This is a genomic window from Natronobacterium haloterrestre (assembly GCF_900112205.1).
In the GTDB taxonomy this organism is placed as follows: Archaea; Halobacteriota; Halobacteria; order Halobacteriales; family Natrialbaceae; genus Natronobacterium; species Natronobacterium haloterrestre.
Genome location: NZ_FOKW01000005.1, coordinates 130,333 through 145,509, shown reverse-complemented (window position 1 = coordinate 145,509; position 15,177 = coordinate 130,333). Strand labels below are relative to the sequence as shown.

The 15,177-nt window shown below is 67.0% G+C and carries 15 protein-coding genes; 8 read left to right on the top strand and 7 right to left on the bottom strand.

The window, feature by feature from the left end; translation table 11 throughout:
• Window positions 1–78: 78 nt before the first annotated feature.
• Together BM113_RS11415 and BM113_RS11410 are read left to right on the top strand one after the other, a co-directional pair.
• Window positions 79–2,052 (top strand): DUF460 domain-containing protein, encoded by a 1,974-nt coding sequence (locus BM113_RS11415; RefSeq protein ID WP_089788101.1) that lies wholly within the window; start codon window positions 79–81, stop codon window positions 2,050–2,052.
• Between the two features lie 204 nt (window positions 2,053–2,256).
• Window positions 2,257–2,874, top strand: a complete 618-nt coding sequence (locus BM113_RS11410; RefSeq protein ID WP_089788099.1) for a carboxymuconolactone decarboxylase family protein — start codon at window positions 2,257–2,259, stop codon at window positions 2,872–2,874.
• A 60-nt stretch (window positions 2,875–2,934) separates the two neighbouring features.
• Here BM113_RS11410 and BM113_RS11405 read toward each other — a convergent pair whose 3' ends face one another.
• A complete protein-coding gene (locus BM113_RS11405) occupies window positions 2,935–3,114 on the bottom strand; it encodes a DUF7470 family protein (RefSeq protein ID WP_007141440.1) in 180 nt (59 codons plus the stop codon).
• Window positions 3,115–3,350: 236 nt separating this feature from the next.
• Here BM113_RS11405 and eif1A point away from each other — a divergent pair, with 236 nt between their 5' ends.
• A complete protein-coding gene (gene eif1A / locus BM113_RS11400; protein ID WP_007141441.1) occupies window positions 3,351–3,641 on the top strand; it encodes a translation initiation factor eIF-1A in 291 nt (96 codons plus the stop codon).
• A gap of 188 nt (window positions 3,642–3,829) precedes the next feature.
• Here the strand turns inward: eif1A and BM113_RS11395 are convergent, their stop codons facing one another.
• From BM113_RS11395 to hisA, 5 genes are all read right to left on the bottom strand, one after another.
• The gene (locus tag BM113_RS11395; RefSeq protein ID WP_089788097.1) at window positions 3,830–4,111 is read right to left on the bottom strand and encodes a hypothetical protein; all 282 of its coding nucleotides are present in this window, start codon (window positions 4,109–4,111) and stop codon (window positions 3,830–3,832) included.
• 415 nt (window positions 4,112–4,526) lie between these two features.
• Window positions 4,527–5,639, bottom strand: a complete 1,113-nt coding sequence (locus BM113_RS11390; protein ID WP_089788095.1) for a pyridoxal-phosphate-dependent aminotransferase family protein — start codon at window positions 5,637–5,639, stop codon at window positions 4,527–4,529.
• Window positions 5,640–5,858: 219 nt separating this feature from the next.
• Window positions 5,859–6,347, bottom strand: a complete 489-nt coding sequence (locus tag BM113_RS11385) for a plastocyanin/azurin family copper-binding protein (RefSeq protein WP_089788093.1) — start codon at window positions 6,345–6,347, stop codon at window positions 5,859–5,861.
• Between the two features lie 170 nt (window positions 6,348–6,517).
• Complete coding sequence (locus tag BM113_RS11380) at window positions 6,518–7,747, bottom strand: MFS transporter (RefSeq protein WP_089788091.1); 1,230 nt, start codon at window positions 7,745–7,747, stop codon at window positions 6,518–6,520.
• A gap of 67 nt (window positions 7,748–7,814) precedes the next feature.
• Entirely contained in the window at window positions 7,815–8,621 is an 807-nt protein-coding gene (gene hisA, locus BM113_RS11375; RefSeq protein WP_245758031.1) for a 1-(5-phosphoribosyl)-5-[(5-phosphoribosylamino)methylideneamino]imidazole-4-carboxamide isomerase, read from the bottom strand.
• Window positions 8,622–8,738: 117 nt separating this feature from the next.
• On the opposite strand from hisA, the gene BM113_RS11370 reads away from it, so the two are divergent.
• The 5 genes from BM113_RS11370 to BM113_RS11345 all read left to right on the top strand — a co-directional run bounded on the left by BM113_RS11370 (window position 8,739) and on the right by BM113_RS11345 (window position 14,532).
• Window positions 8,739–10,616: an SLC13 family permease gene (locus tag BM113_RS11370; protein WP_089788351.1), complete on the top strand. Its 1,878-nt coding sequence runs from the start codon at window positions 8,739–8,741 to the stop codon at window positions 10,614–10,616.
• Between the two features lie 274 nt (window positions 10,617–10,890).
• Window positions 10,891–11,244, top strand: a complete 354-nt coding sequence (locus tag BM113_RS11365; RefSeq protein ID WP_089788089.1) for a hypothetical protein — start codon at window positions 10,891–10,893, stop codon at window positions 11,242–11,244.
• A 237-nt stretch (window positions 11,245–11,481) separates the two neighbouring features.
• Window positions 11,482–12,663, top strand: coding sequence for an inorganic phosphate transporter (locus tag BM113_RS11355; RefSeq protein WP_089788086.1), 1,182 nt, complete (start codon window positions 11,482–11,484; stop codon window positions 12,661–12,663).
• A gap of 193 nt (window positions 12,664–12,856) precedes the next feature.
• Window positions 12,857–14,035, top strand: a complete 1,179-nt coding sequence (locus BM113_RS11350; RefSeq protein ID WP_089788084.1) for an inorganic phosphate transporter — start codon at window positions 12,857–12,859, stop codon at window positions 14,033–14,035.
• Window positions 14,036–14,103: 68 nt separating this feature from the next.
• Window positions 14,104–14,532: a universal stress protein gene (locus tag BM113_RS11345; RefSeq protein WP_089788082.1), complete on the top strand. Its 429-nt coding sequence runs from the start codon at window positions 14,104–14,106 to the stop codon at window positions 14,530–14,532.
• Window positions 14,533–14,542: 10 nt separating this feature from the next.
• Here the strand turns inward: BM113_RS11345 and BM113_RS11340 are convergent, their stop codons facing one another.
• Window positions 14,543–15,145 (bottom strand): hypothetical protein, encoded by a 603-nt coding sequence (locus BM113_RS11340; RefSeq protein ID WP_089788080.1) that lies wholly within the window; start codon window positions 15,143–15,145, stop codon window positions 14,543–14,545.
• Window positions 15,146–15,177: the final 32 nt, after the last annotated feature.

Sequence of the window (15,177 nt, the reverse complement as noted above, 5' to 3'; positions counted from 1 at the left end):
GCCGGGGTCGGGCCCGGGCAGTCGCTTCCGTTGTGGACCCGCGCCGGATTTATAGCCGACTCGCCCCTAGGCCCGTCCGTGAGTACGCGAACGAGTGCCCTCGATGCAGTCGTCTTCGGTGTCGACGTCCAGAGCGGCGACGTGCGGGGCGACGCCCCTTCCTACGCCCTGGTCCGGTACGACGGCGACGACCTCGCCCGGGACGTCGTCTCCCACCGGAAACTCAGGCGACTCATCGACGACGAGGAGCCGGCGATCGTCGCCACGGACAACATGTACGAGCTGGCGGCGGACAAGGACGAACTGATCCACTTTCTGGGCTCGTTGCCCGCGGGGACCAGACTCGTCCAGGTGACGGGGGCCGAACAGCCCGAACCCCTCTCCCGCGTCGCCAAGCGCCACGGAATCCCCTACGGGAAGGAGCCGATGCGGGAGGCCGAGGCCGCGGCCCGCCTGGCGGCCCACAACGTCGGCCACGAGGTCTCCGCGTTCACCGACACCACCGAGGTCAAGGTCGCCCGGGGCCGCTCGACCGGCAGCGGCGGCTGGAGCGAGGACCGCTACACCCGCCGCATCCACGGCTCCGTAAAAAAGCGGGCCCGCGAGGTCGAGTCCGAACTCGAGGACGCGAACTTAGAGTACGAGCGGGAGGTCCGCGAGGCCTACGGCGGGTTCGCCAACGCCGTGTTCACGGTCGAGGCCCGCCCGCAGGACATCCCGGTCTCGCGCAACCGGTCGGGCGACGTTCGCGTCGAGATCGAACGACGGCGCCGCGACGGGATCGAGTTCCGGCCGCTCGCGAAGCGCCGCGACCACGTCGTCGTCGGCATCGATCCCGGGACGACGACGGCGGTCGCCATCGTCGGCCTCGAGGGCGAGGTGTTAGACGTCTGGAGTTCCCGGACCAGCGACACCGCCGAGGTGATCGAGTGGATCGTCGAGCGCGGGCGGCCCATCGTCGTCGCGGCCGACGTGACGCCGATGCCCGAGACCGTCGAGAAGTTCCGCCGGAGCTTCGACGCCGCGGGCTGGACGCCCGAGACGGATCTCCCCGTCGACGAGAAGCAACACCGGACCCGCGACCACAGCTACGACGACGACCACCAGCGCGACGCGATGGCCGCGGCCCTGTACGCGGTCGACGCCCACGAGGACCAGTTCGAGCGCATCGCCGCGAAGCTCCCGCCGGGGGTCGACCGGGGGGAGGTCACCGCCCGCGTCGTCGCCGGCGAGGAGAGCGTCGAGGCCGTCCTCGCCGACCTCGAGGACGACGACGGCGGCGAGGAGGAGACGACCGAGCACGAACCGCGCGAACTCACCGCCGACGAACGCCGGATCAAGGACCTCGAGCAGCAGGTCGAGCGGCTCCAGTCCCACGTCGAGACCCTCGAGGGCCGTCTCGAGGAGAAGGACGACCGCATCGACGAACTCGAGTCCGAACTCGAGCAGGCCCGCCGCGAGGAGCGCAAGGAGGTCCGGCGCAACCGCGAGGTGACCCGCTACCGGCGGAAGGCCGAGCGCCTCGAGTACGAACGCGACGAGGCCCGCGAGGAGGTCGAGGAACTCGAGAAGAAGGTCGATCGGATGAAGGCCCTCTGGAAACTTGATCACTCGAACTTCAGCGACGTCTCCGCCGAGAAGGAGGGGCTGGTCCCGGTCAAGGTGGTCGAGAAGTTCACCAAGGGCGCGATCCGGGAGGCCGACGAGCAGTACGGCATCGCGCCGGGCGACGTGGTCTACCTGCGGGACGCCAGCGGCGCGGGTCGGTCGACGGCGGAACTCCTCGCCGGTTTCGAACCCCGCGTGATCCTGAAGAACGGCGGGCTCTCCGACATCGCCGACGAGATCCTCTTCGACGCCGAGATCCCGGTCGGGCCGGCCGACGACGTGGCGATGCAGGAGGTCGACGAACTCGCCGTGGCCCGCGAGGAGGACGTCGAGGCGGTGATCGACGACTGGCACGAGCGGGCGGAGGAGCGCCGCCGCGACCGGAAGGCGGCGATGGTCGACCAGTTGATCAGCGAACACCGGGCGGGCGACAACGAGGTCTGAAGGCGTTCCAGCGGTCCTCATCCGTTGTCAGGCCGGACGGTGATACTTGCAGCTTTCCCGTACTCGTCTTCTCTCCTCGAGAGCGCCGCTGGAGCGTCCTCTCCGGGGTCGTGACCCGATATCCGCGTTCGGTGGCGTCGCGGATCGCGGCCGGCACCACCGCGGACGCCCGGTTTACGTCGACTCCCGCCAAATGACGGCCGTATGGCGATCGACAACCCGCACGCGACCGGTCCGCGCGTCGAACCGAAAAGCCCCGCACGCGTCCAGGAAATCCTCGAGGACGCCCCCGAAGCCGCGAAGGCGAACATGGAACGTGCCGAAGCGATCCTCGGCGCGCTCGAGGACGAGGAGGTTCCCGAGAAGTACGACGGCCAGGAGGACTGGGGATTCTCCTTCACCGGCGTCCTCGCACACCACCCCGAGACGTTCAAAATTTGGTGGGCCGAGGAGGGACAGGTGTTCGCCGACGGGGAACTGAGCCGCGGGTTCAAGGAACTGCTCGGGGCGGCCGTCGCCCACGAGCGCGGCGCGTCGATCTGCATCGCGTGGCACACGACCAGCGCCGAACTCGAGGAGCTGGATCCGGAGCGGTTCAACGTGGCCGCGGACTTCGAGAACCGCAAGGACGAACTTCCGGAGGCCGAGCGCGTGGCGATCGAGTTCGGCGTCAAAAGCGTCCAGTCGCCGGCCGACGTGACCGAAGAAGAGTTCGACGAGCTGAAACGACTCGGCTACACGGACGCGGACGTCGTCGAACTGATGACCACGGCGGCGACGGCGGCCAAGTTCGCGAACTTCGCGCTGACGTTCGATATCTGAAAGAGAGCCGTCAGGCCGCGGACTCGAGGCGTCGGAGCAGCAAAACGGGTCGTGGGGGCGCTACATCATTCCGAAGCTCTGGAGCACGCTCGAGACCAGCGACTTTACGACCAGTCCGAGGCCGACCAGTACGAGCGCGATGCCGGCTGCGATCACGTAGTTCGCGTACGCGATGAGTCCGATTCCGGCCAGCAACACCAGGATACCGACGAGTCCGAACGGACCGAGCTTGTCCAGCATACGCTCGAGTGGTCAGGGCAGGGAAATAAACGGCGTGGTTTCCCGGCTTCCGTCCGGAATCGGGGAGCCTTCCGGAAGTCCGGGATTCGGTGTTGGCGGGCTTCCGGGCGGTCGTCGGCCGTCTCCGTCGACTCTCGATCCCGAGAGAGAGCGAGCTAGCGTTTGCCAGCGACAGCCGGCGATTCGGCCGGCGAAATCGATAAAGGGTTAAACCGTTCGAACGCGAACCCCGGGCCATGAGCGAGGACGGTAACGACGGTCGGAAGAACCTCCGAATGCCGGACGACGACGAGGTGTTCGCGACCGTTACCGACATGCTCGGGGCGAATCGGGTCAAAGTACGCTGTGCCGACGGGAAAGAACGCACTGCGCGCATTCCCGGCAAGATGCAAAAGCGAATCTGGATCCGTGAAGACGACGTCGTCCTCGTCGAGCCCTGGGACTGGCAGGACGAGAAGGCCGACATCACCTGGCGCTACGAGAAGAGCGAGGCCGACCAGCTCCGGGAAGAAGGCCACATCCAGTAACGACTCCCGATCGAACTCCGTTTTCACCGTCTTCTCGAGGTCAGCAGCGCTGGCGTCGTCGATTTTCGACCCCGTCGTGAGTGCTCGGGCGGTTCGCTGGTCGCTGTGACGTACTGAAAACGGCAGGAGATGGATGGGATGGATGGAAGGGATGGATGGAGACGGACGACCGCGGTCGTCGACCGCGATCAGTTCGGGGAGACGCTGATCCGGACGGTCGCGACGCCGGGAATCGAGAGTTCGGTGATCCGTCCGTGGAGGCGACGGGCGAGGGCGCGTCCGCCGGTGCGGACGACGCCGACCGCGGCCGCGCCGACCAGAGCGATGGAGGCCGCCAGGACGGGGTAACTGACCGCCCAGAGCAGGGCGATGACGAGCGCGACGAACGCGACTCCGCCGCCGATCGTCGCCGACGCCGAGGGTGGTTCGCTGACGATGCTGGTCCGTGGGGTGCGTGGTTGCTGTCTCATGGGTGCTGAGTGGCGCCCCGTGACGGGGAGCTACCTGTCTCGATTCGAAATACGGTATCGGGCTATAAAAACATTTCACATCTCTGGTAGGAATGGATACATGCTACCATGGAACATGGATTAATTTTTGCTATAGAGAGCCTATCTGACCACGTAATCATTACCACGTCATCGTTTCTCAATATAACGAACTGATTATACAATTCGATACAGTTGTCGATCGTTTCGTCGCGGACGCCGTCGTCACTCGGCGGTGGCGACGATGTCTATACTCGGTACTGGGGCCGAAAGTGTGCTCGAGTCACTCGAGTCGCTCGAGCGGGAAAGACGGTCAGTGCGACGATACGGCCGACCAGTTCCTCACGAAACGTCGAGAAGAAGCTCGAACGGGTGGACGAAGCGTACAGCCGACCGATCAGAGTCCGGCGACGTCCTCGATAGCGTCGGTCAGTGCCTTGATCGACTCGAGGTCGTGTTCGCCCATGTGACCGATGCGGAACGTCTTCTCGCCGAGTTGCGATCCGTAGCCGTTCGAGAAGACGTAGTCGTACTGTTCGGAGACGGCCTCGATGGTCTCGGCGACGTCGATCCCCTGCGTGTTCTCGATACAGCTCACGGTCTGGGATTCGTACCCTTCCTCGGGGAAGGTATCGAAGTGCTCGCGTGCCCACTCGCGCGTGTACTCGGCCATCTCGCGGTGGCGCTCGTCGCGCGCTTCGTGGCCCTCCTCGAGCATGTACTTCATCTGCTTGCGGTAGGCCAGCATGATCGGAATCGCGGGCGTGGAGTGGGTCTGGCCCTTCCGGTCGTAATAGTCGAGACACCGCTGGAAGCCGCCGTACCACGACGCCGACTCCTTCTCGAGTTCGCGCTCGTAAGCCTCGTCGCTGACGACACAGATCGCCAGCCCCGGCGGCATGGCGAATGCCTTCTGGCTCGAGGCGAAGATGACGTCGATGTTGTGCTCGTCGATATCGACGTAGTCCCCGCCGAGCGACGACACCGCGTCGACGACGAAGTACGTGTCGGGGTACTCGGCGACGACGTCGCCGATCTCCTCGATCGGGTTCCGGACGCCGGTCGAGGACTCGTTCATCACGGTCGCGACCACGTCGTAGTGTTTGTCGCTCGTCTCTATGGCCTCGCGGATGTCCTCGGGTTTGATCGCCTGGCCCCACTCGTACTCGAGTCGGTCGACGGTTTTGCCCAGTCGCTCGGCCACGTTGGCGTGGCGCTCGCTGAAGCTCCCGCAGGTCGGGACGAGGATGTTCTCGTCGACGAGGTTGAGCGTCGACGCCTCCCAGAACTCGGTTCCCGACCCCGTCAGCACGATCACGTCGTTGTCGGTGCCGAGGAACTCCCTGGTGTCCTCGACGATGGTCGTGTAGAGGTCGGTCATCCGGTCCATCCGGTGGCCGAACATCGGCTGGCTCATCTCCTCGATGACGTCCTCGCGGACTTCGGTCGGGCCGGGTATGTACAACTTCTTGTCGGGGTAGTCGCCCGTGTATTCGCGTTTGTCGGTCACACAAACCACCTGATACGTTCAACTGCGCGGCGAGAGGGTATGGGAGTTGTGATGGCGACAGTAGCTGCGACGGCGGACCGTCGAACGCGGCCGCTGTGACCGACTCGAGTTCGAAAACCGTCAAAACGGGAGGAGACGACGCGATCACCGACGGACCGGTGGCTCACGCGATTTCGGGGGCGGGCGAAAAAGCCGCAAAGAACGGGTCGATGACCGGCGTTATTCGACGACGAGGTCCCCGATCATCGTGGTCTCGTGGGGGTTGCAGACGTAGCTGGCCATCTCGCTGCTGGCCGTGAACTCGAGGACCTGGTCCTCGCTGGGCTCGTTGTCCTCTTCGGTCGAGAGGTCGTCGACGACGTCGCCGCCGTCGTCGCGGATCTCGATGTTGTGGGTGGAGCCGTCGGACTCGTTGGGCCAGCCGATCTCGTAGTCTTCGCCTTCCTGCAGGATCAGGGTCGGGTTCTGCTCGCCCTCGATCTGACTGGGCGCGATGCCTTCCCAGCCGGCGGTCTGGGCGTTGAGTTCGATCATCGTGCCGGGCTCGATCTCGTACCCGTCGGAGCCGCCGTCGCCGCCGTCGTCGCCGCCATCGTCGCTGCCGTCGCCGCCCTCGTCGTTGCTACAGCCGGCGACGAGTGCGGTCGCGGCGGCCGCACCGGTCATCTTCATCGCCGTTCGGCGCGAAATCGCGTTGTCTCGTGTCATCGCTCTGCTGTTAGGGGCGAATACATAAAAATTGCCACCCTCCATCTGTACGTCGATATGCGCACTCATACCAAGGATTACCCCTCGTTTCGCCACGAACACGTATTGGATGTCAACCGAGACGACAATAGCAGTACGTAACCGAGTTATCGGTCGCCGAACCGATCGGCTCAGGACCCAGTCTTCGGATTCCGGCCGCCCGTCCCCCTCTCGAGGGACAGCCGGAGGAAGGCAGGAACCGCGACGATCGCGATCCCGATCTCGAGGCCGCCGACGGCGAGGAAAGCGAGGTGGTAGCCGTAGCTGCCGGCGACGGTGCCGCCGACGAGGAACCCGCCGAGGAAGCCGAGGCTCCCCGCGAGGTTGAACCCGGCCATCGCGACCCCGCGCTCGGCTTCGTCGGCGAGGTCGGTCACGAGCGCCATCGTCGCCGGCGAGACCAGGGCGCCGAGGACGCCGACGAGGATCATCGCGACGGCCACGATCCCCACGGTCGGGGCTGCACCGACGGCGAGGATGCCGAGCCCGTAACACAGCGAGCCGACGACGATCGGGATCGTTCGCCCGATCCGGTCCGACAGCGCCCCCATCGGGTACTGTAACAGGGCGAACGGCGCGAAGAAACACGCCAGGAGGAGGCCGGTCGCCCCGGCACCGAGCCCGAACGTCTCCTGGAAGTACAGCGTTCCGACCAGTGCGAAGAAGCCGGCAGTCATCCGGTCGACGAAGCCGAAGGCGTAGGGGATCGACAGCGTCGGCCGCCGACGCACGCCCTCGAGCAGCGCCCGGGCGCTACGGCGACGGTCCGGGGAGCGGTCCTCGACGACGGTCACGAGCGCGCCGACACAGAGCAGCAGCGTCGCGGCGGCGAGAAGCGGGGCGAGCGCGTGGCGTTCGGTCAGCTGGCCGCCGACCGGCGCGCCGAGTGCGGCCCCGAGGCCGATGGCGATCCCGGCCGCGCCCATGTTTCGGCCGTGGCCGCCGCCCAGGTCCATCAGCATGGTCATCGTCAGCGAGAACGCGCCGATGGTCGTCGCCCCCTGGAGGACCCGCAACAGGAGGACGCCCTCGAACGGGATCGTTCCGATCGTCGGAACGGCTGCGAGCGTCGCGTAGCCGGCCGCACCGGCGACGGCCCCGGCGACGATGAACGGCGTCCGTCGCCCGACCACGTCGCTTGCGGCCCCCCAGACGCCGACGAAGGCGACGTACGCGCCGAACTCGGCGACGAGGAACCACATGCTCGCGTCGAGGCTGGTCTCGGCGAACGGCGAGGTCGTCGCGTCGGCCCCCAGCGCGTCGACCAGCGTCGCGATCCCCGGATACAGCAACAGCTGCGAGAAGAGCACGGCGAAGACGACCGCGGCGAGCACGACCCGGTCGCGATCTCGCGGGTGCACGACCGCGGGTACGGGCTACGGGCGTAAGAAGGCGTTCGTCTCCGACGAGGGCGGCGGCCCGTCGCGTCTAGTCCTCGAGCGCGGCCCGCGCCTCCCCCAGCGTAAACGCCCCCTCGTACAGTGCGCTCCCGACGACGACGGCGGCAGCGCCCGCGTCCGCGAGCGCTCGCACGTCCTCCAGGGTCGCGACGCCGCCGCTGGCGATCACCGGTACGTCGGTCGCCTCGACCAGTTCCCGGACGGGGTCGGTCGCGACGCCCTCGAGTTTCCCCTCGACGTCGACGTTGGTAAAGAGGATCGCCGCGGCCCCGAGGTCCTCGTACCGCTCGGCGGCCTCGACGGGCGAGATCCCCGCGCCCTCGGTCCAGCCCTCGACGACGACCTCGCCCTCTTTCGCGTCGAGACTGACGACGACGCTCCCGGGGTGGTCGTCGCTGATCTCGGCGACGATCTCGGGCGTTTCGACCGCCGCGGTGCCCAGAATGACGCGATCGACGCCGCGCTCGAGCAGATCGACGGCGTCCGCGGCGGTCCGGATGCCCCCGCCCAGTTGCACCGGGACGTCGACGGCGTCGACGACCGCGTCGATGGCGTCGGCGTTCTCGCGTTCGCCCTCGAACGCGCCGTCCAAGTCGATCAGGTGCAGCGTCTCCGCGCCCGCCTCGACCCACCGCCGGGCGGCCTCGACCGGATCGCCGTACGTCTTCTCGGTGCCGCGTTCGCCCTGGACGAGCTGGACGACCTCCCCCGATTTCACGTCGACGGCGGGGATGACGTCGAACTCCTCGCCGATGCCCACGTCGGCGTCCGCGTCCGCGTTCACGTATACGTCCGCGTCCGCGTCCGCATCCGCATCCGGGTCTTCCTGACTCATACTCGAGTGAGCGCGGCCGACGCGAGTAAAGGCGACGATCCCGGAACCCCCATCGGTTCGACACTGTTCGACTTTCGTGCAGAATTATTACATGTCCCGCCAGTGTCGAACGAGTCGATGGCGGTTCGTGCTGTCCTGGCTCAGGAAGCGGCGACGCGGCCGGAACTGACGACCGACGCCCTGGTCGTCTTCGGCGTCGTCCTCGTCGCCTTGGTCCTGTTTCTCACCGAGCGGCTCCCGATCGACGTCACCGCGATCCTGCTGATCGTCGTCCTCGTCGTGCTCGAGCCCTGGACCGGCGTCGATCCGGCGACCGGCGTCTCTGGCTTCTCGAACGAGGCAACGATCACGGTGCTCGCGATGTTGATCCTGAGCGGCGGGGTCGCCCGGACGGGGCTCGTCCAGGAACTCGGCCGCCGCATGGCGTCTTACGCCGGCGACAGCGTCCGGAAACAGCTGTTCGCGACGACGGTCGTAACCAGCCCCGTCTCCGGCTTTCTCAACAACACGCCGGTCGTCGCCCTGCTCGTCCCCGTCGTCACCGACGTCGCACACCGGGGCAACACCTCGCCCTCGAAGCTCCTCATCCCGCTGTCGTACGCCTCCCAGGTCGGCGGCATGCTCACGCTGATCGGCACATCGACGAACCTGCTCGCGAGCGACATCAGCGCACGCCTTGGCGACGAGTACCCCGAACTCGGCGCGTTCTCGATGTTCGAGTTCACGCAACTGGGGATCGTCGTCGTGGTCGTCGGCTCGCTGTACCTGATCTTCGTCGGCCACTACCTCCTACCCGAGCGGGTTCCCGCCCGGGCGGACTACCTCGAGGAGTACGACCTCGGCAACTACGTCGCCGACGTCGCGGTGGTCCCCGGCTCCCCGCTCGTCGGTGAAACCGTCGGCGAGGCCACGGACGCGTTCGGGCCGGACGTCGACGTCGTCCAGGTGGTCCGGGACGACGACCGCTCGGTCGCACCCCGGCGCAAGACCCGCCTCCGGGAGGGGGACGTACCCGTCGTCCGGACCGACCGGGACGCGATCGAGGCTCTCGAGGACGTTCCCGGCGCCGAACTCGTCGGCCGACTGACGGCCGCATCGGAGCTTTCGAACGGCGGTAGCCCCGGGAGGAACGGCGACGAGGACGGCATCGTCACCGAACTGGTCGTCTCGCTCGACTCCCGACTCGTCGGCGAACGCCTCGACCTCGAGCGGTTCCGCGAGGAGTTCGGCGCCGCCGTCCTCGGCCTCCGCCACCGCGGCGAACTCGTCACCGACCGGATCGTCGGCCGGCGACTCGAGGTCGGCGACACCCTGCTCGTCCAGGCCCCGCCCGACGCACTGGATCGGCTCTCCCGGCGCGACGACGTGATCGTCGCCCGGGAACCGCCCCGGCCCGAGTACCGCGCCGACAAGGCGCCGATCGCCGTCGCCATCATGATCGGCGTCGTGGCCGTCGCGGCGCTCGAGATCTATCCGATCGTGCTGTCGGCGCTGGCGGGCGTGGTCGCGATGGTCGTCACCGGCGTGCTCCACCCGAACGAACTCTACGACGCCGTCGAGTGGGACGTCATTTTCCTGCTTGCGGGCGTGATCCCGCTCGGGATCGCCCTCGAGGGATCGGGCGCGGCGGCCTACATCGCGTGGCTCGTCGTCTCGACGGCGGGGTTCCTGCCGACGCTGGTCGTGCTGTGGCTGTTTTACATCATGACCGGCCTGCTCACGGAGGTCATCAGCAACAACGCGAGCGTCGTCCTTCTGATCCCGGTCGCGGCCGCCGCCGCGTCGGGGATCGGCGCGAACCCCTTCGCGTTCGTGCTGGCGGTGACGTTCGCGGCGAGCACCGCGTTCCTGGGGCCGATCGGCTACCAGACGAACCTGTTCGTCTACGGTCCCGGCGGCTACCGGTTCGGCGACTACTTCCGGATCGGCGCGCCGCTACAGTTGTTGCTGTCGGTCGTGACCGTGCTCGGGATCGCGTTCTTCTGGGGCGTTTGAACGGCGTTCGCTCGAGGGAGGTTCTCGTCGTGGCGGCACGCCCGCCCGGCGGGGGTCGACGAATCTCCCTCCGTCGGATCACGGGCCGTCGACCGGCGAGGAGTCGCGACGAACCCGTCCCGAACGACGGAGTTCGTCGCCGGAAGACAGTGACGACAGCGTCCCAAACTGATTTTACGCGGTCCGATGAACTGCCACTGCGTCATGAGTAAGGGGATCGACCGAACCCAACGCGGTCCCACGATCGCGATCGTCTCGGAGGGGTGACCGAACGATGAACCCGCGTCGCGTCGATGCGATCATCGACCTCGGTTACGGCGTCCTGATTTTCGTCTCGATCCTCCTGATCGTCTCTGTCGGAACGCTGGTCGGACTCGCGTTCGGACTGGGCGTGCTGGTTTCGTACGCGTTACACGTCGCCTGGAAGATGGCCCGGTTCGACCCGGACTGGATGACCCGGACGGTCGAGGAGGCGGTCGAAGAGACGGTCGGCGAACAGGTCGACGCGGTTCAAGAACGGATCGAGACCGTCGATCAACGGATCGATCGGCGGCCGCGCGAGGACGAGATCGAGGAACTACTCGAGGGAACGGTGACAGATGAGAGGGAAGAGACGTCCGACGGGTGAACCCGGCAGCGTTCGACGGTCGCCGATCGACGCGCGATCGGGCGGGCGACGATACCCGACCCTGGATCGGCGTCCCGCTGGGGGCCGAACGACCGCGACTCGAGCGTCCCGGCCGACGCGAGACGACGCCGGGGACCACCCCGGAGTGGAGTCGACGAAACGAACTCGCCGGCCGGGAGCCGTAAAGCCGCCCGCCGTCGGACAGCACGAACACCGGTGTACTTCACCCCTCCACGGATGACTACGACGCTGCTTCTCACCGGGATCCTCGTCGCCGTCTTCGTCGGCTACAACATCGGCGGCGCGACGACCGGCCCCGCGTTCGGGCCCGCCGTCGGTGCCGACGCGATCTCGAAGACCCTGGCCGGCGGCCTGATGACGGTGTTCTTCTTCGTCGGCGCGTGGACGATCGGTCGGCGGGTCGTCGACACCCTCGGGCGGGAACTCGTTCGCGATCCCGGCGTCTTCACGCTCGAGGCGAGCGTCGGCGTTCTCTTTTTTATCGGGGTCGCGCTGTTCATCGGGAACTTCTTCGGCGTGCCCGCGTCGACGTCGATGACGGCCGTCGGGTCGATCGCGGGGCTGGGCCTCGCGACCGGCGAACTCAACTGGGCGGTCATGGGCGAGATCGCGATCTGGTGGATCGTCTCGCCGTTCATCGGCTTCTGGGTCTCGCTGATCATCGGTCGGTACTTCTACGCCGAACTCAATCGACGGATCGCGCTGGAGCGAAGCGAGGGCCCGCTCTTCGAGGTCGATCGTTCGGGGATCGTTCCGGTACCGGCCCTGAGCGACACCACGAACGTTCGCGAAGCCGGGGGCGTCGTGATGGTGATCGTGATCGGCTGTCTGATGGCCTACAGTTCGGGCACCTCGAACATCGCGAACGCGGTCGCGCCGCTGGTCGGCAGCGGCGAACTCGAGATGAACCCCGCGATCGTCATCGGCTGTTTCGCGGTCGGTATCGGGACGTTCACGATCGCGCGCCGGACCCTCGAGACGATGGGCAACGAACTCACCGAACTCCCGCTGACGGCGGCGATCATCACCGCGACGGTCAGCGCCACGCTGGTCATCTTCCTCTCCGCGATCGGCATCCCGGCGAGTTTCGTCATCATCGCGACGATGAGTATCATCGGCCTCGGCTGGGGTCGGGCGACCCGACCGATGACGGTCGGCGACGCCGTCCGCGGCGAGGAGTCGGCGCCGGTTTCTGTCGGCTCACTGTCAGACGACCGGGAGGGCGAGGAACTCCCGCCGATCGGCGAGGAGGCGGAACCCGAGCGGATCCCGAAAGCGTCGGACCTCTTCGATCCGGCGACGACGGCCCGCGTCGTCCTCATGCAGAACGTCGTCCCGGCCATCGCGACGGTCGGCGCGTACGCGACCTTCCAGTTCGTGCCGATCTTCGGGCTCTGACCGTCGGTCAGTGGGGTCCGCCCGTCGTTCGCGGCGTTTCCGGTCCCGAACCCGAACCCGAACCCGGAATCAGTTTCCCACCGTCGACGAGCGCCCGTCGACGTGGGCGGGGCGACCGGCATCGCCTTCCCGTCGGACTGATAGTGTACCTGAGTCCCATGTTTATTTACGAACGGCGGTATACCATCCGCCGATGGTCGAAACGGTGTTGTTGGTCGGGGTCGCGGCTTCGATTTTCGTCGGGTTCAACATCGGCGGTTCCTCGACGGGGATCACGTGGGGCCCCTCGGTCGGTGCCGGAATCGTCACGAAGACGACCGCTGCGGCGGTGATGACCTTCTTCGTCTTCTTCGGCGGGTGGACCGTCGGCCGGAACGTGATGGAGACGCTCAGCGAGGGGATCGTCACGGTCGATCTCACGCTGTCGGCCGGCGTCGCCGTCCTCTTTTTCATCGGCCTGGGGATGCTCGTCGCCAACGTCTTCGGCGTCCCCGTCCCGACGTCGATGACGACGGTCGGCGCGATCGCCGGGCTGGGACTGGCCACGGGCACTCTCAACTACGCCACGGTCGCGGGGATCGTCACCTGGTGGATCGTCACCCCGGTCATCGGCCTCTGGATCGGCGTGCTGATCGGTCGCTACATCTATCCCTGGGTCAACCGACGGGTCGACATCGAGAAGTCCGAGGGACCGCTGCTTCGACTCGAGCGCCGGGGCACGGTCCCGACGCCCGCGCTCGGCCCGAACACGACCCGCCAGGAGTTCGGCACCACGATCGCGGTCTTCGTCATCGGCTGTTACATGGCCTTCAGCGCCGGCGCGAGCAACGTGCCCAACGCCGCCGCGCCGCTGGTCGGGACCGTCGACGGGCTGGGGGCGGACACCGCGATCATCGTCGCCACGCTCGCGATCGGCCTCGGCGGGTTCACCATCGCCCGCCGGACGATGGACTCCGTCGGCGGGGAACTGAGCGATATCCCGCTGCTCGCGGCGCTTTTCGTCATGGTCACCGCCTCGACGATCACGACGATCCTCTCGTGGGCCGGCATCCCGATCAGCCTCGTGATGGCGACGGTGATGACGATCGTCGGCATCGGCTGGGGGCGAGCGACCCGCCCCGTGACGGTCCGCGAGGCGGTCACCCGCGACGTGGGTAACGCGGAGATCGAACTGGGAGCCATCGTCTCCGAGGAGAAGGTCGGCGAGACCGCCCCCAGGATCGGCCAGCCGGAGGCGGACGAGGTGCTCCGCGGGGACGACCTCTTCAACCCTCGAGCGATCGTCAAGTACGTCTCGATGTGGATCATCGGCCCCTCCATGTCGACGATCCTGGCCTACGGCTTCTTCACCGTCCTGCCGGGCATCGCCTGAGGCCTCTCCCGACTGGGTGGCTGAGGACTTACGTCACTGGCCGACGAACTCCCTCACGATCCAGACCCATGATCTCCCGCGTCCTCGTCCCGATGGACGACTCCGACCACGCCGAACACGCCCTCGAGTACGCCCTCGAGAACTACCCCGACGCCGAGATCACCGTGCTTCACATCGTCGGCGTCCCGTCGATGATGATGGGCGACGCTGTCGGCCTGTCGCTCGAGGACGACCTCGAGAAGGCGGCCGACGACCGTGCCGAACCGGTGATCGAACGCGCCCGCGAAGTTGCGGCGGACCGGGACCGCGAAATCGAGACGGTCGTCGGGATCGGCCACCCGGCCCGGAACATCATCGACCGCGCCGACGACTACGATGCGATCGTCCTCGGCAGCCACGGTGCGGACTGGAACCGGGCAACGCGCCGGTTCCTCGTCGGAAACGTCGCCGAAACGGTATCGAAACGCGCGCCGGTGCCGGTGACGATCGTCCGCTGATCCGCGGCCGCTACGAGTCCGTTTCTTCCGTTTCTTCCGTTCCCTCCGTTCCCTCCGTTCCCTCTTCTTCGACCGACTCCTCGACGATCTCTTCGACCTCATCCTCTCGAGGCCGGCGATCGACGCGTTCCTCGACGGCCTCGACTTGGGCCTGGACGCCCTCGACCTGCTCCTCGACGGTCTCGCCGACCGTCTCCTCGACGGTTTCCTCGACCTGGGTCTGGACCTCGTCGACCTGCTTCTCGACGGTCTCTTCGACGGTCTCCTCGACCTGGGCCTGGACCTCCTCGACCTGTTTCTCGACGGTCTCGCCGACGGTTTCCTCGACCGTCTGTTCGACCGTTTCGTCGACCTGGGCCTGGACGCCCTCGACCTGCTCCTCGACGGTCTCTTCGACGGTCTCACCGACCGTCTCTTCGACCGCCCGGGTCATCCAGTCCGGGTCGAACCGCGCCATCTTCCAGGTGACGTGGACGACGTAGGACACGAACACGCCGATCCCGAACGCGAGTCCGATGTCGGTCTCGAGAAGGGCGATCAGCACGATCGAGAGCGCGATCAAGGCACCGTAGGCGAGGTCGACCGCCGCGTCGACACGAACCGGGTTCAGCATCGTCGCCGCTCACCCGTCACGCTCGCCCCAGA